The 24,047-nt window shown below is 65.3% G+C and carries 20 protein-coding genes and 1 pseudogene; 7 read left to right on the forward strand and 14 right to left on the reverse strand.

Features of this window, described 5'->3' with window-relative positions; genetic code table 11:
* Window positions 1-112: 112 nt before the first annotated feature.
* The gene (locus CK489_RS01040; protein ID WP_021078629.1) at window positions 113-712 is read right to left on the reverse strand and encodes a superoxide dismutase; all 600 of its coding nucleotides are present in this window, start codon (window positions 710-712) and stop codon (window positions 113-115) included.
* A 138-nt stretch (window positions 713-850) separates the two neighbouring features.
* Here CK489_RS01040 and CK489_RS01045 point away from each other — a divergent pair, with 138 nt between their 5' ends.
* The 3 genes from CK489_RS01045 to CK489_RS01055 all read left to right on the forward strand — a co-directional run bounded on the left by CK489_RS01045 (window position 851) and on the right by CK489_RS01055 (window position 3,596).
* Complete coding sequence (locus tag CK489_RS01045) at window positions 851-1,381, forward strand: GNAT family N-acetyltransferase (RefSeq protein WP_095730979.1); 531 nt, start codon at window positions 851-853, stop codon at window positions 1,379-1,381.
* A 249-nt stretch (window positions 1,382-1,630) separates the two neighbouring features.
* Window positions 1,631-3,016, forward strand: coding sequence for an MATE family efflux transporter (locus CK489_RS01050; RefSeq protein WP_095730980.1), 1,386 nt, complete (start codon window positions 1,631-1,633; stop codon window positions 3,014-3,016).
* Between the two features lie 136 nt (window positions 3,017-3,152).
* Window positions 3,153-3,596 carry a DUF2147 domain-containing protein gene (locus tag CK489_RS01055; protein ID WP_095730981.1) on the forward strand — a complete coding sequence of 148 codons (444 nt, stop codon included), beginning with the start codon at window positions 3,153-3,155 and terminating at the stop codon, window positions 3,594-3,596.
* Window positions 3,597-3,656: 60 nt separating this feature from the next.
* Here the strand turns inward: CK489_RS01055 and CK489_RS01060 are convergent, their stop codons facing one another.
* Together CK489_RS01060 and zigA are read right to left on the reverse strand one after the other, a co-directional pair.
* On the reverse strand, window positions 3,657-4,805 hold the full coding sequence (locus tag CK489_RS01060) for a DUF3095 domain-containing protein (protein ID WP_095730982.1): 1,149 nt from the start codon (window positions 4,803-4,805) through the stop codon (window positions 3,657-3,659).
* Window positions 4,806-4,945: 140 nt separating this feature from the next.
* Window positions 4,946-6,151 carry a zinc metallochaperone GTPase ZigA gene (gene zigA, locus CK489_RS01065; RefSeq protein WP_095730983.1) on the reverse strand — a complete coding sequence of 402 codons (1,206 nt, stop codon included), beginning with the start codon at window positions 6,149-6,151 and terminating at the stop codon, window positions 4,946-4,948.
* A gap of 255 nt (window positions 6,152-6,406) precedes the next feature.
* Between zigA and CK489_RS01070 the strand changes: the two genes are divergently transcribed.
* Window positions 6,407-7,072 (forward strand): DUF2278 family protein, encoded by a 666-nt coding sequence (locus tag CK489_RS01070; RefSeq protein ID WP_095730984.1) that lies wholly within the window; start codon window positions 6,407-6,409, stop codon window positions 7,070-7,072.
* A 55-nt stretch (window positions 7,073-7,127) separates the two neighbouring features.
* On the opposite strand, the gene htpG is transcribed toward CK489_RS01070, so the two are convergent.
* The 3 genes from htpG to CK489_RS01085 form a co-directional block, all read right to left on the reverse strand.
* On the reverse strand, window positions 7,128-8,993 hold the full coding sequence (gene htpG / locus CK489_RS01075) for a molecular chaperone HtpG (protein ID WP_095730985.1): 1,866 nt from the start codon (window positions 8,991-8,993) through the stop codon (window positions 7,128-7,130).
* Window positions 8,994-9,077: 84 nt separating this feature from the next.
* Window positions 9,078-9,884: an MBL fold metallo-hydrolase gene (locus CK489_RS01080; protein WP_095730986.1), complete on the reverse strand. Its 807-nt coding sequence runs from the start codon at window positions 9,882-9,884 to the stop codon at window positions 9,078-9,080.
* Between the two features lie 60 nt (window positions 9,885-9,944).
* The gene (locus CK489_RS01085; protein ID WP_245350213.1) at window positions 9,945-10,925 is read right to left on the reverse strand and encodes an AraC family transcriptional regulator; all 981 of its coding nucleotides are present in this window, start codon (window positions 10,923-10,925) and stop codon (window positions 9,945-9,947) included.
* Window positions 10,926-11,099: 174 nt separating this feature from the next.
* Here CK489_RS01085 and CK489_RS01090 point away from each other — a divergent pair, with 174 nt between their 5' ends.
* A complete protein-coding gene (locus CK489_RS01090) occupies window positions 11,100-11,651 on the forward strand; it encodes a sigma factor-like helix-turn-helix DNA-binding protein (protein WP_095730987.1) in 552 nt (183 codons plus the stop codon).
* Window positions 11,652-11,659: 8 nt separating this feature from the next.
* On the opposite strand, the pseudogene CK489_RS01095 reads toward CK489_RS01090, so the two are convergent.
* The 3 genes and pseudogenes from CK489_RS01095 to CK489_RS01105 all read right to left on the reverse strand — a co-directional run bounded on the left by CK489_RS01095 (window position 11,660) and on the right by CK489_RS01105 (window position 15,232).
* Window positions 11,660-12,608, reverse strand: a pseudogene (locus CK489_RS01095) (ABC transporter substrate-binding protein).
* 70 nt (window positions 12,609-12,678) lie between these two features.
* On the reverse strand, window positions 12,679-13,716 hold the full coding sequence (locus tag CK489_RS01100; protein WP_095730988.1) for an ABC transporter permease subunit: 1,038 nt from the start codon (window positions 13,714-13,716) through the stop codon (window positions 12,679-12,681).
* Window positions 13,709-15,232 (reverse strand): sugar ABC transporter ATP-binding protein, encoded by a 1,524-nt coding sequence (locus tag CK489_RS01105; protein WP_095730989.1) that lies wholly within the window; start codon window positions 15,230-15,232, stop codon window positions 13,709-13,711. The genes CK489_RS01100 and CK489_RS01105 overlap by 8 nt, the downstream gene beginning before the upstream one ends.
* Before the next feature lie 254 nt (window positions 15,233-15,486).
* On the opposite strand from CK489_RS01105, the gene CK489_RS01110 reads away from it, so the two are divergent.
* Window positions 15,487-16,101, forward strand: coding sequence for a glutathione binding-like protein (locus tag CK489_RS01110; RefSeq protein ID WP_095730990.1), 615 nt, complete (start codon window positions 15,487-15,489; stop codon window positions 16,099-16,101).
* A 38-nt stretch (window positions 16,102-16,139) separates the two neighbouring features.
* Here the strand turns inward: CK489_RS01110 and xylB are convergent, their stop codons facing one another.
* The 5 genes from xylB to CK489_RS41645 all read right to left on the reverse strand — a co-directional run bounded on the left by xylB (window position 16,140) and on the right by CK489_RS41645 (window position 22,883).
* On the reverse strand, window positions 16,140-17,585 hold the full coding sequence (gene xylB, locus CK489_RS01115) for a xylulokinase (protein WP_095730991.1): 1,446 nt from the start codon (window positions 17,583-17,585) through the stop codon (window positions 16,140-16,142).
* A 55-nt stretch (window positions 17,586-17,640) separates the two neighbouring features.
* Entirely contained in the window at window positions 17,641-18,744 is a 1,104-nt protein-coding gene (locus CK489_RS01120; protein ID WP_245350214.1) for an asparaginase, read from the reverse strand.
* Between the two features lie 93 nt (window positions 18,745-18,837).
* On the reverse strand, window positions 18,838-20,433 hold the full coding sequence (locus CK489_RS01125; protein ID WP_095730992.1) for a bifunctional aspartate transaminase/aspartate 4-decarboxylase: 1,596 nt from the start codon (window positions 20,431-20,433) through the stop codon (window positions 18,838-18,840).
* 39 nt (window positions 20,434-20,472) lie between these two features.
* Window positions 20,473-22,161, reverse strand: a complete 1,689-nt coding sequence (gene aspT / locus CK489_RS01130) for an aspartate-alanine antiporter (RefSeq protein ID WP_095730993.1) — start codon at window positions 22,159-22,161, stop codon at window positions 20,473-20,475.
* A gap of 368 nt (window positions 22,162-22,529) precedes the next feature.
* The gene (locus tag CK489_RS41645) at window positions 22,530-22,883 is read right to left on the reverse strand and encodes a hypothetical protein (RefSeq protein ID WP_198960813.1); all 354 of its coding nucleotides are present in this window, start codon (window positions 22,881-22,883) and stop codon (window positions 22,530-22,532) included.
* On the opposite strand from CK489_RS41645, the gene CK489_RS01135 reads away from it, so the two are divergent.
* On the forward strand, window positions 22,860-23,975 hold the full coding sequence (locus CK489_RS01135; protein ID WP_245350215.1) for an acyl-CoA dehydrogenase family protein: 1,116 nt from the start codon (window positions 22,860-22,862) through the stop codon (window positions 23,973-23,975). The two genes, CK489_RS41645 and CK489_RS01135, sit on opposite strands and share 24 nt — an antisense overlap.
* The last annotated feature ends 72 nt before the right edge of the window (window positions 23,976-24,047 follow it).

The raw sequence follows: 24,047 nt of genomic DNA on the forward strand, positions 1-24,047 counted from the left end.
GCAGTTGATCCTGCCGCCCTCTTCCAAAGCACTCTCGTCGTCATTCCCCGGTGCGCAATTGCGCACCTGAGGGCGGTCCGCAGGACCGAGCCCGGAATGATATTGTGCGGGCTTAGCCGGCCTTGCCGAACAGCTCGTCGACGTAGTCCCAGTTGACGAGGCTGTCGACGAACGCCTTCAGATAGTCCGGACGACGGTTGCGGTAGTCGATGTAGTAGGAGTGCTCCCAGACGTCGACGCCGAGGATCGGCACCGCGCCGTGGACCAGCGGGTTCTCGCCGTTCGGGGTCTTGGCGATCTCGAGCTTGCCGCCCTTGACCTGCAGCCAGGCCCAGCCGGAGCCGAACTGGCCGACGCCAGCCGCGGCGAAGTCGGTCTTGAACTTCTCGAAGCCCCCGAGGTCTTCGTTGATCTTCTTCTCGAGCCGGCCGGGCAGCTTGCTGCCGCCGCCATTCGGCTTCATCCACTTCCAGAAATGGATGTGGTTGTAATGCTGGCCGGCATTGTTGAAGACGGCCGCGTTCTTGCCGAACGAGCCCTTCACGATCTCCTCGAGGGACTTGCCTTCGAATTCGGTCCCCTTGATCGCGTTGTTGCCGTTGGTGACGTAGGCCTGGTGATGCTTGTCGTGGTGAAACTCCAGCGTTTCCTTGGACATGTAGGGCGCAAGGGCGTCGTGGGCGTAGGGCAGATCGGGTAGCGTGAAGGTCATGGGGTAATGTCCAACAGAGGGTGGGAGACTACACTTAACGGGTCCCCCTTATAGAAGGTTCCACGGCGGAGAAACACCGCATTTTCAGATCGTGTATGACAGATCGGCACAGCCCAAAGCAGACCCAGGACGGCGACGATGAGCATCGAAATCGACATTCTCAACGGAGATGCGTCATGGCAGCGCGCCGAGCCGCTGCTTCGCGCGGTCTGGAGCCCTGAAGTCATGCAGAACAAGAGCTGGGCCGATATCAAATGGGCTCACGCGGATCTGCGCGTGCTGCTCGACGCGCCCGACGACAGCGGGCTGGCCTGCCATGTCGGTATCTATTTCCGGACCATCGCCTGGAACGGCCACAAGGTGCATGTCGGCGGCATCGGCGGGGTCTCGACCCGCGAGGACTGCCGGGGGCGCGGCTATGCGTCACTCGCGCTCGACGCCGCCGTGCACACCATGCGTGCCAACGATGCGGTGAAATTTGCAATCTTATTCTGCGAGCCGCACAATTTCGCGTTCTACCAGGCGCGCGGCTGGCATCCCTTCACCGGCGAAGTCATGTGCGAACAGTCCTCCGGGAAGATCCGCTTCGAGGCGATGGCGCCGTTCGTCAACGACATCGTCCGCGCCCCGCGCCAGGGCAAGATCGACCTATGCGGCCTGCCATGGTGACCCCTGCACGGGCGCGGGTGGCCTGAACAGGCCGCGCGCTTTAGCATGTCGGTCATCATTTATTGATTCCGAGATGATCAGTTGATGTCCCGTCGTGGCCACATCGGCAGCAGGCTCCCTCTCCCGCTTGCGGGGGAGGGTTGGGGGGGGGGGCTCTATCCACGAGTCATTCCGTGGAAAGAGCCCCCACCCGCCACGCGCTGCGCGCGCGTCGGCCTCCCCCGCGAGCGGGAGAGGCGAAGCAAGCGCATGACCATTGAAGCCTCGATCGACGACGCGCGCTCCGCTGCGGCCGCGCCCGCGGTACCGGTCGATCATCTGCTCACCGCACCGATCCTGCCGACGCTGCTCAAGCTCGCGGTCCCCAACACCATCGCGATGTTCGGCTCGACGCTGGTGGCGGTCGCCGAGACCTCCTATATCGGCCGGCTCGGCACCGAGCCGCTGGCGGGCATCGCACTGGTGTTTCCGTTCGCGATGCTGAACCAGATGATGTCGGCGGGCGCGATGGGCGGCGGCGTCTCCTCGGCGATCAGCCGCGCGCTCGGCGCCGGCGACCGTGACCGTGCGGCCGACCTGGCGCTGCATGCGGCGATCATCGGGGTCGGCCTCGGCCTGTTCTTCACCGCCATGATGCTGGGCTTCGGCCGCAGCTTCTATGCACTGCTCGGCGGCCATGGCGGCGTGCTCGATCAGTCCTTGCATTACTCGCAGGTGCTGTTTTCCGGTGCGATCTCGATCTGGCTGGTCAACACGCTCGCCTCCGTCGTGCGCGGCACCGGCGACATGCGGATCCCCTCGATGACGCTGATCACGGTATCGATGGTCCAGATCGCGGTCGGCGGCGTGCTGGGTCTTGGCCTGTTCGGGGTACCGAGCCTTGGCATGCGCGGCGTCGCCGCAGGCCAGCTCACGGCCTTCACGTGCGGCGCGATCTTCCTCGCCTGGTATCTCGCCTCCGGCCGTAGCCGCCTGGAGCTCGACTTCAAGGCCTTCAGCTTCCAGCGCGCGATGTTCCTCGACATCCTCAAGGTCGGCGCGATCTCCTGCCTGTCGCCGCTGCAGAGCGTGCTGACCATCCTGATCTTCACCAAGATCCTGGCCGGCTTCGGCACCGAGACGCTGGCCGGATACGGCATGGGCTCGCGGCTCGAATTCCTGCTGATCCCGATCGCATTCGCGGTCGGCGTCGCCTCGGTGCCGATGGTCGGCATGGCGATCGGCGCGGGACTTGTCACGCGGGCCCGCAAGGTGGCGTGGACCGCCGGCACGGTCGCCGGACTTGTTGTCGGATTGGTCGGACTGGTGGTCGCGATCAAGCCGACGCTGTGGATCGCGCTGTTCACCCGCGATCCCGGCGTCACCGCGGCCGCATCCTCCTATTTCGCGCTCGCCGGACCGGGTTTCGGCTTCTTCGGCGTCGGCGTTTGTCTTTATTTCTCCTCGCAAGGCGCGGCCAAGGTCGGCGGGCCCGTGCTGGCCGGCACCATCCGTCTGCTCATGGTCGGCATCGGCGGCTGGTGGCTCGCGACCGCGAGCGCCCCCGCATGGACGCTGTTTGCGTTGGTCGGAGCTGCGATGGTGGCCTTCGGCCTCGCCACCGTCATCTCGATCCGGCTGACCCGCTGGGGATAGCGTCGCCTTGCGTGAGCATGGCGACCCTGGAAATAATCTACAGGATTTTTTGAATCATACGCGCCTGATCGCGCGAATATGACGTTGCAGAAATTTTTCGACTTGTTATGCAGGCCGACCTTTTGGGGAACTGCCAATGACCTGCAAACTCGGACTCGTGATCGCAATCATCGCGACGGCACTCGCCGCGCCGGCTGCGCATGCGCAGAGCGCGCCTGAGCCTTTCGGCGTCTGGCAGACCCAGGCGGGCGATGCTCGCGTCAAGATCAGCAAATGCGGCGGCGGCATCTGCGGCGTGGTGGTGAGCCTGCGCGATCCGATCGATCCGATGACCGGCAAGCCGCAGGTCGACAACAAGAATCCCAATCCCTCGCTGGCCAACCGGCCGATCATCGGGCTGCCGCTGTTCTCCGCCATGCAGCCGGTTGCCGCAGGCAAATGGTCCGGCCAGATCTACAATGCCGACGACGGCGGCACCTATGCGAGCAGCGTCTCGGTGACCAGCGAGAGCACACTGCGCGTCGAAGGCTGCGTCGGCGCCCTGTGCGGCGGCGAGACCTGGACGCGGGTGGGGAAGTAAGTAGCCGCAAGGAACTGCGCTTCCTCGCCCCGTTCTTGCGGGGCGAGGTCAAGACCAACGCTAAACCGCGCGTGCCTTCAGCACGGTAGCGGCCGAGGCGTAACCGCCGCGGGCGCCGTCGATGAAGTGAACATGGTCGGCGCGCATCACCGACGGGGTAAAGCAGGTCATCATCGCCGCATCCTGTTCGTGCAGGCCGTAGCGCACGACGCCCTGCGCAGCTGCGGCGACGAGGCGCTGCTCGATGTCCGCAGCAAGCTCCGCCGTGCAGTCCAGGATCATGCGCAGGCCGTCGTCAAACTTGCGGAAGTCGGAATTCTCGACCAGCTGCCGCACATAGGCCTTCGGCACGAATTTGCCGATCGGGATATTGAACCGCATCAACGTGTAGGCCCACAGCGTAAAAGTGAGCACGACCGCTCGTCGCAGCGCGAGCGAGCCGCCGCGCCGCGCGCGCGCTTCGTATTCCAGCCCCTGCGGCGGCCAGCGCAGCGGCGGGCCATTGGCGGGCACCGGCCGCCCGGCATCGGGACTCTTCTCGACGCGTCCGACGATGTCCTCGATCACCCTGCGGAAGGAAGCCGGATCGGCATCCTTCGCCGGCAGCACCAGCACCGAGAGGATTACGCCGCGCGCTGAGGGCATCACCTCGAAACGGCAGGACAGGCCCGACAGATCGGGCTGCGTACCGGGCGGCGCCGGATCGACCGCGAACTCGCCGCGCTTCATCGCGGCATCGGCGTAAGCCAGACCGCCGCCGGCGAACATCGCGTAGGAGAGATTAGCCGACGGCCCGAAACGCGCGACGCGCACATCGAAGCCCGCGGCGCGGATCGCTGTGATCGGCACCAGCGCCACCCGCAGCACCAGATCGAGGTCGTCACGCACCCAACGCGCGGTCGCAGCGAGCGCCTCGCGCGCTTTATCAAGATCGGCGGGGGAGACCGCGAAGCTTGCGCCGTCGCCACCGAACACGAACGGAAACTCGCGGCCATCCAGCGCATTGGTGACGGAAGCGACCACCGCGGCACCAGCCATGTTGACCGCCTTGTAGCGCTGCGCTGCGATCGCCTTGGTCGACTCGACGATGTCGGCGACCCCGACCGTCCAGTCATCGGGCAGCGGCGCATACAGCGCCGGATCCATCAAGCGCGCGAAGCTGCGAAACACCGGAATGCCGCTGTAGAAGATCTCGCTGCCGCCAGCCATCGCAACGCCGCCGTTTCCGCCCCTGCTGCAGGATTCTCTAGCAGATACGCGGCCGATTGGGACGGGTTTTAGAAGCGTAGGCCGGACGAAGTCCCGTCATCCTGGCAGGATGACGGAGATGGAAGGCTACGGCCGCCGCCTCACGCCGCCTCGCCCGCCCGCCGCCACGGCGGAAACGGATCGCGCAGCTTCTGCCAGGCCTGCGGGTCCATGCCGGGCTTGCCGGTGACGAGGCAGGCATCAAGGCGGCGGCGAATGTCGTCTTCGCTCATCCCGGAGCCGATGAAGACCAGTTCTTGGCGGCGATCGCCGTAGAGGTCGTTCCAGCTCCGCTGCATCATCAAGCGCCAGTCCGGATGGTCCGGCCAGCGCTCGCGCGGGATCGCCGCCCACCAGGAGCCGAGTCCTTCGGTGCGCACGATCGCACCGGCCTGGCTCATCTCGCCGCACCAATCGGGGCGCGTCGCGATCCAGAAATGGCCCTTGGCGCGGATCACGCCCTGCCAGCTCTCGCGCAGGAAGCCGTGGAAGCGCACCGGGTCGAACGGACACCGCGCGCGGTAGACGAAACTCGTGACGCCATACTCCTCGGTCTCCGGTACGTGTTCGGCAAAGCCGTAGAGCTCCTTGTGCCAGAGCGGATGCTGCTGCGCGCGCTCATGGTCGAAGCGGCCGGTGTCGAGCACGCGGTCGAACGGAATGTTCGCGAAACTCGCCTCGACGATGTCGGCATCCGGGTTGAGCGCGCGCACGATGGTGGCCGCGGCCTCGCGCTGCGCCGGCGTCGCCGCATCGATCTTGTTCAGCACGATGACGTCGGCAAACTCGATCTGCTCGACCAAGAGATCGACCAGCGTACGCTCATCGCCGTCGAGCGCCTCGCCACGCGCACTGAGGAAATCCGTCGAAGCGTAATCCTTCAACAGATTGGCGGCGTCGACCACGGTGACCATGGTGTCGAGCCGTGCGACGTCGGACAGGCTTTGCCCTTCCTCGTCGCGAAACTCGAAGGTCGCGGCGACCGGCAGCGGCTCGGAAATCCCGGTGGACTCGATCAGCAGATAATCGAACCGGCCGCTCTCGGCGAGCGCGCGCACCTCCTTCAGGAGATCGTCGCGCAGAGTGCAGCAGATGCAGCCATTGCTCATCTCGACCAGTTTTTCGTCAGTCCTGGACAGGTTCGCACCGCCATCGCGAACGAGGTCGGCGTCGATGTTCACCTCGCTCATGTCGTTCACAATCACCGCAACCTTCAGGCCGTGGCGGTTGTTCAGGACGTGGTTCAGCAAAGTGGTCTTTCCAGCCCCGAGGAAGCCGGACAAGATGGTGACGGGGAGTTTTTGCATCGAGATCAAACAGTTGCTGGAGGGACGGGCGGCGGCGGGACATCAGCATTCGCCTATATGTAATGTTATAACATAACATCAACAACCGGATGCCTTGTCAAGATGGAGGCTGACTTGAGCCGGGATGGTGGCCTCCACACGCGCGCCGGCGCGGTTACGAAAAGGCGCCACACAATGTGGGCCGCTTCACGCGCGCGTCTCATCTCAGGTTGTAGGTTTCGGATAATGCCCGCCTGAACCGGAAAGGAACGCGCCGTGACCCTCGCCTACGGATTCGTCAAGACCAAGGTGACCTCCGAGCCCAAGCTGAAGCCGTCGCACCACGGGCACGAGACGCAATATCACCTGCACTGCAACCTCGACGTCGACGGCGAGCAATGGGACGTGGCCATCAATGTCGGCACCAATGACGCGGATGATTTGCTGAAATACAAGCTGGTGTTCGACTTCCGCCATCCGATCATCCAGACGCTTGCCGCCGCGGCGGGTGGTTCGCAGGATCTGACCGGACAAAGGAAATTGCCGGCCCTCGATTTTCTGCGCAGCAATCTGCTCGACAATACCGGCAGATGGCGTGACAGCGACGTGATGGACGGCTCCGACGACACCGAGCCGGCGGCGACGCTGAAGCGGCTGTTGTCGCGCGCGCATCAGGAGAACCGCGACGTCTACATCTTCGGCCGCTTCTATGCGCAGGGCGACGGCCTGCACGACGTCCATCTCAACCAGGGCTCGAGCAAAGGCTTCATCCATCGCCCGGGCGATGATTCCAACGACCACAACGACATCTGGCAGGACGGCGCGGTCATGGTCGATCTCGGCGAGCCGGAATGGGCAGCCTATGTCTCGGCCTTCACCCAGCAGCTGGTGCCGACCGACGATCTCGGCAATGCGCAGCCGGACGCGACCACGATCGGCTGAGCTGCCGGGCCCGCGTTCGCGCGACCCGTTGGCTCCATCCGCGCTATCGGTGCGGCTACTTCCCCAACCCGCGCAGCACGAGCTGGTTCATGCGGCTTGCGAAGGCGGCGGGATCAGCGGGCATCTCGCCGTCGAGGATCTGCGCCTGTTCGAACAGCAGCAGCGAGAGATCTTTCGCCTGCGCCCCGTCGGTCGCGAGCGCCGCGACCAGCGGATGGCGCAGATTGATCTCGAGGATCGGCTTGGTGATCTCGCCGCGGTTCTGTTGCGCGAGCAGCCGCTCCAGCGCGCGGTCGCGGGCATCGCCGCCGGCGACCAGACACGATGCGCTCGAGGTCAGCCGCTGCGAGGCGCGCACGTCGGAGACGCGCTCGCCGAGTGCATCCTTGATCAGGGCGATCGTGGTCGCGGCGTCGGCCGCAGGCTCGTCCTTCTTGTCGTCGGCCTTGTCGCCGACCAGCGGGATCAGGCCGAAATCGACATCGCCCTGGCTCAGCGACTTCAGCGGCTTGCCGCCGAAATCGATCGGCGCCGAGGTCCAGAATGCATCAACGGGATCGGTGAGCAGCAGCACCTCGATGCCGCGGGCGCGCGCCGACTCCAGCTTCGGGTTCGACTTCAACCGCTCGACGCTGTCGCCGACCAGATAATAGATCTCTGTCTGGTTCGGCTTGAAGTCGTCGACAATCTGCTTCAGCGAGCGGCTCTCGCCCGACGTCGTGGTGAAGCGCGAAAGCGCCAGGAGTTTCTCGCGGCGCTCGAAATCCTCCCACAGGCCTTCCTTGATGACAGGGCCGAACGCATCCCAGATCTTGGCGAAGGTCTCGGGCTCCTTCTCGCCGAGCGTCTCCAGCTCGCCGACGACGCGGCTGGTGACGGCCTTGCGGATCTGCGCGAGCTGCGGATTGTTCTGCAGCATCTCGCGCGAGATGTTGAGCGGCAGGTCCTCGCTGTCGATCACGCCGCGGATGAAGCGCAGGTAGGCGGGCAACAGCTCGGCATCGTCCGCGATGAAAACGCGGCGGACATAGAGCTTGACCTTGCCCTTGCGCTCGACCTGGAACAGGTCGAACGGCTTTTGCGACGGCGCGAACAGCAGCACGGCGTAGGATTGTCGGCCCTCGGCGCGGTAGTGCAGCGTCATCGCCGGCCCGTCGAAGGCGCCCGCGATCTGCTTGTAGGCCTGCGCATAGTCTCCCGGTTTCAGCTCGGATTTCGAGCGCTGCCACAGCGCGCTCGCCGAATTGATCTGGCGCGGCTCGCCCTCCTCCGGCACCAGCAGGATCGGGAACTGGATGTTGTCGGAATATTCGCGGACGATGCGCTCGATCTCGTAAGCCTCGAGATATTTGGCGGCGTCCTTCTTCAGATGCAGCACGATCTCGGTGCCGCGCGCAACGCGGCTAGCGGCCTCCTCGCTTGCGGGGGCGATCTCGAAGCCGCTGCCGCCTTCCGACGTCCACACCCACACCTCGTCGGAGCCGGCGCGGCGGCTGGTGACGACGATCTTTTCGGCGACCATGAAGGCGGCGTAGAAGCCGACGCCGAACTGGCCGATCAAATTGGCGCCGTCCTTGGCCTCGGTCAGCTTCGACAGGAACGATTTGGTGCCGGAGCGCGCGATGGTGCCGAGATTATCGATCAGTTCGGCCCGTTCCATGCCGATGCCGGTATCGACCACGGCAAGCGTGTTGGCCGCCTTGTTCGGGATGATCCTGATCTCCGGCGGCGTGCCGTCGGTGATCAGGCCGGGATTGGCAATCGCCTCGTAGCGCAGCTTGTCGCAGGCATCCGACGCGTTCGAGATCAATTCGCGCAGGAAAATATCGGTCTCGGAATAGACCGAATGCACCATCAGGTGCAGCAATTCGGCAACCTCGGCCTGGAACGGCTGGGATTCGGCGGCGGCAGTTGTGGTCATGCGGAAACTCGGACAAACCTGAGGTGGCGGGAAAGCCCTGATATAGCGCGATCGCGCCGGCTGGCAAGCCGAACCGGGGAACCGTCAGCCCGAGATCGCCGCGATATAGCGCTCGACCGAACGGTCGAACGCCGCCTTGGCGTCCGAGGCAATGTTCTTGCCCCACCAGGCGCCATAAATGCGCTCAAACGCCAGCGGCGCGACCACTTGCGCGATGCGGCGAACCGCTGATGCATTGAGCGGGATGTAGTTCGGATACGAGTACATGAAGCTGACCGAGCGGCGGTCCATCGCGACCATCGCGATGTCGCCGGTGAGCAGCGCACCATGCCCGTCCGCGCCCCTGCGCCAATGCAGCATGGTGGCGCCGGCAAAATGCCCCCCGCCCCGCAGCAACAGGATGTCGTCGGAGATGCGGTGGCTGTCGCCCTGCCACGGCACGATCGCAGGCCAGGGCCGCGTCACCCATTGCGCGTCGTCGCCATGCAGATAGACCGGCGCGTTGCCGAACGCGGCGCTCCAGTCGGCGACCGCCCCATAGTAATGCGGATGCGAGATCGCGATCGCCTTCAGCCCGCCAAGCGATCTGACATGCGCAATCGCCTCCGCGGTCGCCAGCGGCACGCAGTCCCACATCACGCAGCCGCCGCGATCCGGCACCAGCAGCGCACGCTGCCCGATCGCGAACGACGGCTCGAGCGCCAATCCGACGAGGCCGAAATCGTCGCGCCAGACGAGCTTATGCCGCCCTGCGAGTTGCTCGCGGGTCAGCCACGCCTGCCCGTTCCAGTTCACATATTGCCGTTCATCCTCGCAGATCGGGCAGGACGGCGGCGGCGCCGCGGTGTCGGGAAATTGGGCGCCGCATTGTTCGCAGGACCAGAGGGGCATCGAGAGCACACGCGTTGGAGTGAAGCCGGACTCCTGCTCTACGTCGGCAGCGGGAGCCGTTCAATGCCGGCGCCCCAGTTCCACCTGCATCTCCGCGGGCGCGATACCGAACTTTCTGCGGAACGAACGGTGGAAATAGGACAGGTCGTTGAAGCCAACCGTATAGGCGATGTCGCTGACCTTGCGGCCGGCGCCCTGCCCGTGCAGCAAAAGCCGGCGCGCCAGCAGCAGGCGCTGCTCGAGCACGAATTCCGAGAACGTGGTCCCTTCCGACGCGAACAGGCGTTGCGCCTGCCGCGTGCTCAGTGCGTTTGCCTTTGCCACGGTCTCGATCGTGAGCTTGCCATTGTCGAGATTCTTCAGGACGTCGGCCTTCATCAGATCGAGCCGCGCCTTCGCGACGCCATCGCCTGCGGCCAATTCCTTCGTCTCGGCACCGCTGCCGAGCACGAGACCGACCAGATCGGCCAGATGCTGCGCCGCCGCCTGTTGGGCCGGCACGTCGAGATCGCCGGCGAGCTCGGTGCAGAGCGCGGAATAACGCTCGATCATCGCGCTCATGGCAGGATCGCGCCCGAGCGCGCGCGCCAGCTGCGTCTCGGCCAACGGCGCGACCTGGAGCAGCAGCCGCCGCGGAAACCGCGTCGTCGTAAAGCTGCCGGATTGGGTGAGATCGGCGGTGCCGACGATGTTCATCTCGGTGAGGCACATCTGACCGCGCGCAATCTCGATCGACTTGCTTGCTTGTGTGACCTGCACCGTGCCGCGGGTTGCGAAGATCAGCACCAGATCGTCACAACCGTCGTCCAGAAGCGCGCGGGTCCGCGCAAAGCGGGCCGAGCCGCCGCGCGGCGTCGCAATGGCGACCGTGTGCAGCAGCGTGAACTCGTTGTGGCAATCGATGCGGTTGTCGTCGGTCGGACCGACGTCGAGCCGGCAGAAGCCGCGGCAAATGCCCTCGCGCCATGCCTCATAGGCCGGCCCTTTCGCCAGCCCGTGATGGAAGATCGAGAAGCGGTTGGGCACCTGTGTCCCGGACATGATCCGTGCTCCGAACGCCCGATCGATCACGACGCAGACGCGATCGATCGCTTGCTGCCCGGCGTTGGCATGTCGTTCCTGTCCCTACGCTTGGCGCGACGGTCCACGACTCCGGCGGGGAGCCTGATACCACTCCGCCGCTTGACGGTAAAGCTATTCACGAGATGCAACCCTATGATGCGAAGCGCGAAAGCCGGGAATAAAACGGCGCAGCAGTTTCGTGACGCGGCCCTGCCCTGGCTCGACGATGCCTATGCGTTCGCCCAGGTCCTGATGCGGACCGAGGCGGATGCCGAACAGGCCGTGCAGGAGTGCTACCAGCGCGCACTGCGCCTGTTCGACGGCCTTCGCGGTCCTGCCGTCAGGCCGTGGCTGCTCGCGATCCTCAAAACTGTCTGCCAGGAAAGGGTTGGCGAAGCGCTCGGCCGCCCGACGGACGATGTCGGCTGCACGGAACAGTCCGGCCGACGCGCCATCCCGACAATCCGGCAACTCGTCGATGACCTGCCCGCGCCGCTCGGCGAGGTCATCGTACTGCGCGAAGTGATCGATCTCTCCTACAAGGAGATCGCCGAGGTCACCGGCGTTCCCGTCACCACGGTGATGACACGGATCGCGGAGGCCCGCCGCCTGCTGCTCGCGGCGCGGCGAGCAGCACAAGCGTCCCAGGTTCCACCCACTGGCGGCGCGTCAAGACCGACGGTCACCCGCGCCAACACCCATTGAACCGCCGGCTATTGCGAACGGTTCGAGGTCCAGCCCTTGTACTCGGCGATGTTGTCGCGCGTCACCAGCTTTGACGGCAACAGTTCGACGGTCGAGGCAGGCTTCTGGCCGTTGAGCAGGCCGACACCGATCTGCACCGCGCGGCGCGCCATGAAGAACGGATCCTGCGAGGAGGAGGCCTGGATCTGCGGCGAGCCTGGATCCTTCAGCGCGGCCTCGATGTCGGGCGCGCCGTCGACCGCGGTGATGACGATGCCGCTGCGGTTCTGCTGGCGCGCAGCGAGATCGGTGCCGATCGCCTGCGGGTCGTTGATGGCGAAGATCGCGTCGATCTTGGCGAAGCGGGTTCAGATAGCCTTGCGCCACCGTGAGGCCGCCTTCGCGCGAGCCCTTGCCGTCCTGGTCGCTGGACAGCACCTTGATGCCGGGGCTCTTGCCGAGCACGTTCTTGCAGCCGACCACGCGGTCGATCACTGCGGAAACCTGCGGCCCGTTCTCGATGATCACATCGCCCTTGCCGCCCAATTTGTCGACGATGTACTGGCAGGAGATCTCACCGGCCTGGACGTTGTTGGTGGTGACCGTGGCATCGGCGCCTTCGGCCGCGGTGTCGACCGCGACCACGATGATGCCGGCGGCCTGCGCCTTCTTGATCGCCGGCCCGACCGCCTTGGGATCGCCGGGATTGAGCAGGATCAGATCGACGCCGGCGGCGATGAAATTATCGATCTGGGTCACCTGCTTGCCGAGATCATATTCGAAGCCGACCGTCGTGATCTTGACATTGGGGTTGGTTTTCTTCGCCTCGAACTCGGCGCCCTTCGACAGGGCGACGAAAAACGGGTTGCCGAGCGAGCCCAGCGAGATGCCGATCGACTTTAACTCCTTGGCCGAGGACGGGGCGGAACTCAGAACGAGCGCGATAGCGGCACCGGCAAGCGAGATCGACTTCAACATTGGCTTCCTCCCTGGTCTATCTGAAGCTCCGCCACGTCGACCAGTGATCGCGACGGACTGTTGCTGTGGCTTAGGTGCGCGCCGAGCCCTGTAGCCGGTAGCGGTCGAGCGCCACCGCGCCGATGATCACGAGGCCCTTGATCACGTACTGCCAGACGTCGGATACGCCTGTGAGGATGAGGCCGTTCGACAGCACGGCGATGATCAGCGCGCCGACCAACGTGCCCCAGATCGAGCCGATGCCGCCGACAAAGGAGGTGCCACCGAGGATCACGGCCGTGATCGCGTCGAGCTCGTAGGACTGGCCGAGTTGCAGGCCGTTGGCAGCATAAAGCCGCGCCGCCTGCATGGCGCCGCCGAGGCCCGCGAGCAGGCCCGACACGCCATAGACGAACAACAGCACGGCCCAGACCTTGATGCCGGCGAGCCGCGCGGCGCTTTCATTGCCGCCGACCGCGTAGATATGCACGCCCAGCACGGTCCGCCGCAGCACCAGCCACGCAGCAAAGATCACCAGCAGCGCGATCACCCAGAGCCAGGGGATCGACAGCACGCCGGGAATGAGCGTCAGCGATCCGTTGCCGATGAAGGCGTAGGGAATCTCCGAATTGAACACCGTGGTGTCGGCGCCCAGCAGGCGCGCGACGCCGCGAACCGCGGTGAGCGAGCCCAGTGTCACGATGAAGGGCGGCAGGCGCAGCAGCGCAATGAAGCCGCCATTGAGGATGCCGAAGGCCGCGCCGGTGAGCACCGCGGCCGGCAGCCACAACGCGCCGAGATCGGGAAGTTTGGAGATGATCAGCCCGGCCATGGCCGAAGCCGCCAATATGGAGCCGACCGAGAGATCGATGCCGCCGGTCAGGATCACGAAGGTCATGCCGGCTGCCAGCACGGTGTTGACCGCGGCCTGCTGCACCACGATGCCGAGATTCTGCGCGGTGAAGAATCGGCCGTCCGAAAGCAGATGAAAGCCGACGCACAACAACACCAGCACCGGCAGCATGCCGGCCGAGCGGATCAACAGCCGGGTGCGCTGGCGCCTCGTCTCGTGTGCGGCGACGAGGCCGGGCGCGGCGGCGGCCTTGGCGGAAGCCCCGTCGTCAGGCATCGAGCTGCTCCATCCCGGTTGCGAGCGCCATGATCTGCTCCTGGTCGAGCGGCGCCGTCGCCGTCCGCCTGATCTCGCCGGCGATCGATCCGGCGCGCATCACGAGGACGCGGTCGCAGATGCCGATGATCTCGGGCAGGTCGGACGAGATCACCAGCACCGCCGTGCCGGACTTCGCGAGGTTGTCGATGATCGAATAGATCTCGGACTTGGCGCCGACATCGACGCCGCGCGTCGGCTCGTCGAGGATCAGCACCTTCGGCGTGGTCGCAAGCAGGCGCGACAGCAGCACCTTCTGCTGGTTGCCGCCGGAAAGGCTACCTGCCGCAACGCGGACGTCTGCGGCACGGATGCCCAATGCTGCAAATGCCTTCCGTGCCCGGTCGCGCCCCTTGTCGCGGTCGAGGATTCCGCCAAGCCGCGCGTCGCGGCCCAGCACTGCGAGATTGATGTTGTCGAGGCAGGACATGTCGAGGAACAGGCCGAGCGCCCTCCTGTCCTCGGTGAGGTAAGCAATGCCCGCATCGAGTGCTTCGCCGGGGTTGCGGATATCGACGGTGCGTCCTTCGATCTCGACATGGCCGGCGATCTTTGCCGCGGCGCCGATGATCAGATGCGCCAGCTCGGTACGGCCGGCGCCGACCAGCCCGGCGAGGCCAACGACCTCGCCGGCATGCACGGCCAGCGAGCAACCCTTGACGCGCCGTCCGTCGGCGAGGTCGACGGCCGCGAGCACCGGAGCACCAGGCACCGCGTTGGGATCGTGCTCCTTCTTGTAGAAGGACGAGACATCGCGCCCCACCATCAGGCGGACGATAGTATCGGCGCGGATCTCGGGCTTGTCGAGCGAGCCGACCAGCGTGCCATCGCGCAGCAACGTGACGCGGTCGCCGAGCGCGTAGACCTCATCCATGCGATGCGAGATGTAAATGATGGCAAGGCCCTCGGCGCGGAGCCGGCGGATCAAGCCGAACAACCGCTCGCTTTCACCGGCCGACAACGCGGTGGTCGGTTCGTCCATGATCAGGATCTTGGAGCGGGCGTGCAGCGCACGGGCGATCTCGACCAGTTGGCGCTGGCCCATCGACAGGCTTGCGACCAGCGTCGACGGCGCGAAATCCGCGCCGAGCCGTTCGAGGATCGGACCGACGCCTGCCTCCATCGCTTCGCGCGCCAGCATCCCGAAGCGCGAAACCTCGCGACCGAGATAGATGTTCTGCGAGACGCTGAGATTGGGCGCGAGCGACAATTCCTGATAGATGATCGAGATGCCCGCCGCGCGGCCGGCATGCGGGCCGTTGAAATGCACGGGCTTGCCCTCGATGCGGATTTCGCCGCCTGGATCCGGCCGGTAGGCACCCGACAGGATCTTCATCAGCGTCGATTTGCCGGCGCCGTTCTCGCCCATCAGCGCATGGATTTCGCCGGGATAGACCGTGAGGTCGACGCCGCGCAATGCCTTGATGCTGAAGAAGGACTTCGAGACCCGGCGCATCTCGAGGATCGGGTCGATCATCTTGCCTCCCCACCGCGCCGACGGCGTTGCGTCGCACCCGCAAGTTGCTTTCGGTTTCTCGCGCCCGTGCGCGCATTAAACAAAAGGCCGCGGCGCAGGGCAATAGGTTCAGGCCGAGGCACGAGCCGGGAACCGGATCGGCAAGGCAAAGCGAATCTTTTGCGATTGCGTCGCGGCCGAACGTTCGACCATTCTCCTTGCACGGCGCGCCGTACCCCTGATGCGGCGGCGCCGGAGGCAGGAAAGATGGTGGCATGAAGCTGTACTACGCGCCGGGGACGATATCGCTGATGCCCCATGTCGCCCTGCTCGAGAGCGGTCTTTCCTTTGTCGGCGTCAGAGTTGATGAAGCAAGCAAGACGATGGCGGATGGCGGAGACTATCGAACCATAAACCCGCTGGGATACATACCGGCTTTGGTGCTCGATGATGGCAGCGTCCTGCTCGAGGCAGCCGCGATCGTCCAATACATCGCGGACCGCGGCCCGACCGGACAGCTCGCGCCATCGCACGGAACCGTCGAGCGGGCCAGGTTGCAGGCCTGGCTGAACTTCCTCTCCAGTGAGTTGCACAAGGGAGGTCTCGGCCCGTTGTTCTACACCGCGCTGGACGAACGGGCGAAAGACGTTTTCCGCCAGCGGCTGAGGGCGCGCTTCGCCTTCCTTGACCAGCACCTCTCTACGCGTGCCTATCTGTTGGGCGAGAGCTACTCGATTGCCGACGTCGGCCTCTATGCGATGACGGGCTGGACGCCTCGCGTCGGCTTCGACATCGGCGCCTACCCGAACCTGGCTGCGCATCACGCCCGGATCGCCAATCGTGACGCCGTGCGTGAAGTTCACAGGATCGAAGGACCTGTTCCGGCATAACCTCCGGGCGTTGAATTTCAACGACGCTCTGACTTTCGTCAGCGCCGTGGCCGGTACAGGCTGCGCCATTTCGGCAGCCGTTCAGCATAGGCCTCTACCAGCGCGCGGTCGGGTTCGAACGTCTCGACGCGGTGAGGCGCCGTGCAGACAGCCTCGATCGCCTCGCCGCTGACCGCGAGGCGCCCGAGCCGCGCGGCACCGAACGCGGCCCCGGTTTCGCCATCGGCAAAGCGATGCACCGGGATGTCGAGGACGCTCGCCAGCACCGCAAGCCAGAACCGCGACCGCGAGCCGCCGCCGATGGCATCCACCGCGGAGATCGCGATGCCGCTATCGGCGAGTACGTCGCGGCAATCCGCCAGCGCGAAGGCGACGCCTTCGAGCACCGCCTGCACGATGGCGTCGCGATCGGTGCCGTGACTGATGCCGTCGAGCATGCCGCGCACATCGGGATCGTCATGCGGCGTCCGCTCGCCGGACAGATAGGGCAGGAAGCTGACAGGCGACGGCGCCTTCGGACGTTCTCCGAGCAGCGCCAGCAATTCGGCCTCGGGAGTCCGCAGCAGCCGCGCAATCCAGGCGAGGCAAGACGCCGCCGAGAGGATCGCGCCGGCCTGGATCCACATCCCGGGAATCGCATGACAGAAGGTGTGCACGGCGCGTTCGGGGTTGGCGGCGATCGTACCGGTCGGCGCCAGCAGTGCACCGGAGGTTCCGAGCGAGACGAAGGCCGAGCCGTGGCCGATGGCGCCGATGCCGATGGCGCCCGCCGGATTGTCGCCGGCGCCGCCCGCGATCATTGGCGGCTTGCGCATGCCCCAGCGCTGCGTCAGTTCTCGCGAGAGCCGCGCGGCCGGCGCGCAGCCCTCGACTAAACGCGGCATCTGGCGGCGCGACAGGCCGGTCGCGTCGAGCGCCGCGTCGGACCAGTCCCGTCGCGCAGCATCAAGCCACAGCGTTCCCGAGGCGTCCGAGATGTCCTCGATCGCTTCGCCGGTCAGCACAAGGCGCAGATAGGCTTTCGGCAGCAACACCAGTTTGGTGGCCGCGAAGATCTCCGGCTCGTGCCTGGCGACCCACAACAGCTTCGGCGCCGTGAAGCCGGGCATCGCCTTGTTGCCGGTCGTCGCGCGCAAGGCCGGCCAGCGCTGCTCCAGCTCGCCGCATTCCGCAGCCGAGCGTCCGTCGTTCCAGAGAATGCACGGCCGCAACGGCTTCCTGTCGGCATCGAGCAGCGTCGCGCCGTGCATCTGGCCGGACAGGCCAATGCCCTCGACAGCAGCCAATTCGGCCGGATGATCTGCCTTCAGCGCGTCCAGCGTCGCGAAGGTCGCATCGATCCACTGCGCCGGATCCTGCTCGCTGTGGCCCGGACGTGGCGCGACCACCGTCAGCGACCGGCTGCGGCTCGCCACCACGCGCTGCGCTTCGTCGACGAGAACGGTCTTGACCGCCGAGGTGCCGAGATCGATCCCGAGATACATGGTGCCTCGTGTCCAGGAGGGAGTCCGACGAGTGTGCTCACCGGACGCCGCTCGATCAAGGCCGCGCAAACGCCTGCTGCACCGCGCCGGGGTCGGTGATGCCGTTGGCGATCAGGAGCTCGAGCAGGACGCGCGCTTTCTGCGGGTTGAGGTCGAGCGAGACCGCGAAGCCGAGCTTGTCGTCTTCGACCTCGACATTGCGGTTGACATAACCCGAGCCGACACGGGTCGAGCGCACCACCACGACGTCCTGCTTGGCCGCGGCCGCCAGCGCATCGATCGCGCCCTTCGATGAGTTGCCGTCGCCGACGCCGGCCAGCACGATGCCCTTGGCGCCGCGCTTGACCGCATCCTCGACCTCCGCAGCATCCATGTTGGCGTGCGAATAGATGATGTCGACCCGCGGCAGCGGCGGCGCGTCCGGCAGCTTCAGCTTCGTAGTCTTCGTTGCAACGGCCGGTTGCAGGAAGCGAAGCGAACCGGTGTCGACATAGCCGACCGGTCCGGCATCGGGCGAACGGAAGGTCTGGACGCTGGTGGTATTGGTCTTCTGCACCCAGCGCGCACCGTGGATGGTGTCGTTGAGCACCACCAGCACACCGCGGCCACGGGATTCCGGCGCCGACGCGACCCGCATCGCGTCATAAAGATTGGCCGGTCCATCGGCGCCGATCGCGGTCGAGGGCCGCATCGAACCGACGAGCACCACCGGCGTGTCGGTGTCGAGCACATTTTGCAGGAAGAACGCGGTCTCCTCCATCGTGTCGGTGCCGTGGGTGATGACGACGCCGTCGACCTCCTTGTTGTCGATAGCCGTGCGGATGCGCTTGACGAGGTCGAACCAGACCTTGTCGTTCATGTCCTGCGAGCCGATCGAGGAGATCTGCTCGGCCGAGATCTGGGCGAGCTTGTCGATGCCCGGAATGGCCGCGATTAGATTCGCGGCACTGACCTTGCCCGAATCATAGGCATTGCCGGCGCGTGCATTGGCCTGCCCTGCGATCGTGCCGCCGGTGCCGAGCACCAGCACCCGGGCCAGCGTGGTGCTGGACGCCTGTTGTGCTGATGTCGGCGACGCAAGCAGCCCGATCACGAGGGCTGCGGCGAGGCCGACGATCGTGCGCACGGAATGGCCTGATTGAAGCAAACGCGGCATCATCTCTTGTCCTTCCATTGAGGTCGAAGCGAAACCACCGACGCGAAGCGAAACGCCGGCGGTCACGATGTCACGTGAGCTGTGCCGCCGGCCGTCTTACGCTTTGCCTGCCTTTTTGTAGTCGTCGTAATATTCGGCGGCAAGCTTGCGCAGCGCGGTTCCGATCGCGGCGTATTGATATTCGTTCAGATTGGCGAGCGAGGCGCGGCCGGACGGATGCTGGACACCGAAACCGCTGCCCGGGAGCAGCACGATGCCGGTCTCGTCGGCAACGCGGAACAGGATCTCGGTCGGATTCTGGGTCTTCAGCACCCAGGCGGCGAACTCCTCGCCATGCAGATCCCGCGCGACGTCCTCGAGGCTGACCAGCGTGTAGTAGTCGACGCTGTCGGCGTCGTCCTTCTGTGCAACGCCGAGCTTGTCGTACAGCGCGGCATCGCGGCGGCGGATCAGGGCCTTGACCGCCTGCTTGTAGTCCTGGCGCGCATCCATCAGATTGAACAGCGAGAACAGCACCATCTGCACCTGCTGCGGGGTCGAGAGCCCAGCGGTGTGATTGAGCGCGACGGCGCGGCTGTCGGCGACCAGGCGGTCGATGAACTTGACCTTGCGCGGCTCCGTCGTCAGCGACGCATAGCGCGTGTCGAGCTCCTTCTTGGCCGCCTCCGGCAGGGCTGCGATGGTCCGGTCGATGACATTGTCGCGGGTCATGGCGATGACGCCGAGCCGCCAGCCGGTTGCACCGAAATATTTCGAGAACGAGTAGACTAGGATGGTGTTCTGGGGGCAGATCGCAAACAGCGATTTGAAATCGTCGGCGAAGGTGCCGTAGACGTCGTCGGTCAGGATGATCAGGTCAGGGCGCTTCCTGACGATGTCGGCGATCGTTTTCAGGCCGGAATCGTCGAGCTTGACCGACGGCGGGTTGCTCGGATTGACCAGGAAGAACGCCTTGATCGCCGGATCCTCGAGCTTCCTGAGTTCGGCGGCGGGATATTGCCAGCCGGCCTTCGGGTCGGCCTCGATCAGCACCTGCTTGAGCTGGTAGTCGTTGAGCTCCGGGATTTCGAGATAGGGCGTGAAGATCGGCGACCCGATCGCGATCTTGTCGCCCGGCGCGATCAGCCGGTTCTCGCGCATTGAGTTGAAGATGTAGGCCATCGCCGCGGTGCCGCCCTCGACGGCGAACAGATCGACCTCATCATTGGTCATGCTGCGGGCGCCCATCTCGCGAATGACATATTCGCGGACGATGCGTTCGCTCACCCTCAGCATCCGGTCGGGTTCCGGATAATTGGCGCCCAGCACCCCGGCCACCATTTCGAACAGGAACTCGTCCGGGTTCAGGCCGAGCTGGTCGCGGACATAGGACAGCGCCTTGCCGAGAAACACCACGCCCGGTCTGTCGGTGTTGGCGGCGACGAAGGTGTGGAAGCGCGCGCCCAGTCCTTCCGCCCGCGCCAGACCGCCGATGCCTTCCGACGTGTAGGAGAAGGACAATTCCGCCTCCGACACCGCGAACAGGCCGAGCTGGAAGAAGGCCCGGCGCGGCACCGTCGCCAGGAAGTTGGGATTGCCGCGGCCGGCATTGAGCATCAGACGATCGGCATGGCTCGATGCGAGTGCGATCAGATTGTCCTTGAGCTCGAACGGGCTCAGCTTGGAGTATTGCGAATAGTCCATCTTGGCCATCTTCGGTTCTCCTCTCCAGATGCAACGCGGCGCGCGCCGTCACGCGAACGCGACGATCAACGGGCCGAGCAAGGTCAGGAACACATTCGCCAGCGCATAGGTGATGGCGAAGGGTGCTGTCGGAATCGAATTGCCGGCTTTGTCGAGCACGCCGCCGAACGCCGGATTGGCGCTGCGCGACCCTGACAATGCGCCGGCAAACACCGCGGCGTTGTCGTAACGCAGCACGTAGCGGCCAAACAGCATGGCCAGGATCAGCGGCACCAGCGTCACCACGGCCCCGATCAGGAACAGCGTGAGACCGCTGCTGGCGATGGTGTGGATCGCCTGGAGGCCGGATTGCAGGCCGACCGCGGCGACAAATCCGGCAAGGCCGAGATCCTTGAGGATCTGCGAGGCCGGCGCCGGCATGTTGCCCATGGTCTGGTGCCGGCTGCGCAGCCAGCCGAACAGCAGGCCGGACAGCAGCGCGCCGCCGCCGGCGCCGAGCGTCAGCGGAATCGATCCGGCGCGGATCACGATCAAGCCGATCAGGAGGCCGAACACCAGGCCGGCGCCGTGGAACACGAAGTCGGTCTTGATGTCGACCGAGAGCTGGGATCCGGCCTCGGCGACCATGCGCTTGAGATCCTGGTCGGTGCCGTAGGCGGTGATCACATCCCCTGTCTTCACAACGGTCGAGTCACTCAGTGCAAGCGGCTCGCCGGCGCGGGCGATGCCGATCAGATAGACGCCATGGCGGAGCGCCGCGGTCGCGGAGCGCTTGATCTCGGCCAGCGATTTGCCGTCATAGGCCGGATTGCGCAGGATCACGTCCTGCGTATCCATCACCAGCTCCATGCCCGGCACGCTTTCGAGCTCGGCGCCGAGCCCGCCGGAGACCGCAACGACGCCGGCCCTCCGGCCGACCACCAGCACGATATCGCCCGCTTTCAAGGCGACATCGGGTGTGACCGGGATCAGTTGATCATTGCGCTTGATGCGCTCGACCGTGATGGTCGCATCGCCGGCCGCACTTTCAATGGCGGCCACCGTCTTGCCGGCGCCGCTGCCGAGCTCGTACAGCCGCCCGACGACTTCCGGCAGCGCGGCCGCTTGACCAGGCCCGAACACAACGGCGCCCTTCAGCCGCTCGGCCTCGGCCTTCAGCGCATCGTCGCGGATGTCGCGGCCCATGAAGCGCGGCAACAGGTTGACGCAGATGATGATCGCGCCGAGCGAGCCGAAGATGTAGGACACCGCGTAGCCGATCGCGACATTGGCTTGCAGTTTCTGCACCTCCGCCGCATCGAGTCCGAGGCGGGACAGTGCATCGCCCGCGGTGCCGATGATCGCCGACTGGGTGAGACCGCCGGCGGCAAGCCCCGCCGCCGTACCCTTGTCGAGCGAGAACAGCTTTGCCATCACGATCACGGTGAGCAGCCCGGCGACGGCCGTGAACACCGCAAGGAAAATCTCGCGCAGCGATTGCCGGCCCAGCGATTTGAAGAACTGCGGACCGCTTTCAAAACCGACCGCATAGATGAACAGCGCGAACAGCAGCGCCTTCTCGCCATTGTCGACAGAGACGCCGAACAGGCTGAGCGCGACCGCCGCCAGCAGCGATCCCGCGACGCCGCCGAGCTGGAACTTGCCGTAGTAGATTTGCCCGATCCAGTAGCCGATCGCCAGCGACAGGAACAGCAGGATCTCCGGCGCCTGCTTCAGGTTCTCTTGTATCCACTCCATCGTCGCCTCCCGGGGTACTCAAGTTCGGACATGATCAAAGGTGTCGGTCATGTTTGCGGAGGGGATCGCTCGCCGCGACCATCAGCCCCGTCGCGTGCGACGGGATCGAACGCACGACGGCGATGCCGATAAGGCATCGCGTGCAGTTTCGAGAGATCGGTGAGGTGGCCGGCCGGCACAAACGTCACGGGAGCAGCGGCGGACGGGGCTTGTTGGAACGCGATACAGCGACATCAACCGAATGCCTTGCACATGTCTCGAACGCCCCGATCCGTTGATGACACGGCTCGGGCGCTTCTCGCAGCCCCTATCTCATTGATTGCATATTATTCAGATCGCGACTAGGGCGCGACTATTTCATTTTGATTTCATTTGGAAGCAAGGACCGACGCCGGCATACTAAGCGGCGAGTTCCGCAGCACGCCGTTACCGCCGCGACGATATGTCATCCGTCGTGCAGCCGATGGATTTGCACCGCAACACGCCAAGTTGAAGATGTGACGCGGCGATGACGGCTGATCGCCCGGCTCTTCCCGGCCCGTCGCCTGCACGATCGCATCGATTTGCCGGTTTTGAACCTTTGACATTTCCGCAACGACGTCGCACATTTTTCGAAGATTATTCGAATTTTGGTGCACCCCATGCACTTCGAGCTTCCCGCCGATCTCCATGTTCTCCAAAGCCGGATGCGCGAATTCGTGCGCGGCGAACTCAAGCCGCACGATGCCGCGATCGAGGCGGGCGGCATCGTTCCGGAGAGCGCGATGGCCGGCCTGCGCAGGATGGGATTATTCGGCACCAACACGCCGACACAGTTCGGCGGGCTCGGCCTCTCGATGCTCGGCAGCTGCATCGCGATCGAGGAGCTCGCAAAAGCTCACACCGCCTTCTATTATCTCTGCGGGGTGAACGTTCATATCGGATCGAAGGCGATCGAGTTCTTCGCGCAGCCGGCGGTACGCGACCGATGGCTGCCGGAGCTCGCCAGCGGGCGAGTGATCGGCGCCTTCGCGCTGACCGAGCCGGACGCGGGATCGGATGCTGCCCGCATCCAGACCCGGGCGCGGCGGGACGGCGATCACTACGTGCTCGACGGCCGCAAGACCTACATCACCAATGCGCCGGTCGCCGGCGTCTTCACCGTGTTCGCCACGCTCGACCCATCCAAGGGCGCCAAGGGCATCGCGGCGTTTGTCGTCGACGCGAAGACGCCGGGCCTCACCGTCGGCCGCGTGGTCGAGATGGCCGCCGGCCGCGGTTCAGCGCATGCCGAAGTATTCTTCGATGACTGCCGCATTCCCTGCGAGAACCTGCTCGGCGAGGAAGGCGAAGGCTTCGCGATCGCGATGCGCTGCCTTGATGCCGGACGCACGCATTGGGGCGCCTATTGCGTCGGTGCCGCGAGCCAGCTGCTGGATTACGCGCTCGATCACGTCTCGACGCGCGAGACGTTCGGACGCAGGCTGCGCGACCATCAAGGTATCGAATGGCAGATCGCCGACATGGCGAGCGCGCTGCATGCCGCGCGCCTTGTCGCCTATGAGGCGGCCTGGCGTTACGACCAGGGTGATCCCGCCGCCCGCACCGCCGCGGCCGCGCTGTCCAAATATACCGGCGCCGACATGGTGCAGCGCGTGGCCGACATGACCATGCAGCTGTTCGGTGGTGCCGGGTATTCCAGGGACCTGCCAATCGAGCGTATCTGGCGGGAAACCCGGGTAGTCCGGATTCTGGATGGCACATCGGAGATCATGCGCCAGATCATCGCACGCAACGCGTTCCGTAACCATGAACGGCGGAACACGCCGATCTGATCCGCAATCTTACGCTGTATCCCGTCGCAATGGCGCTTGTGTTCCGATCGCGCTGCCTTACTGTTTTTGCGG

This window comes from Bradyrhizobium sp. UFLA03-84 (genome assembly GCF_002289535.1).
Taxonomy (GTDB): Bacteria; Pseudomonadota; Alphaproteobacteria; order Rhizobiales; family Xanthobacteraceae; genus Bradyrhizobium; species Bradyrhizobium viridifuturi.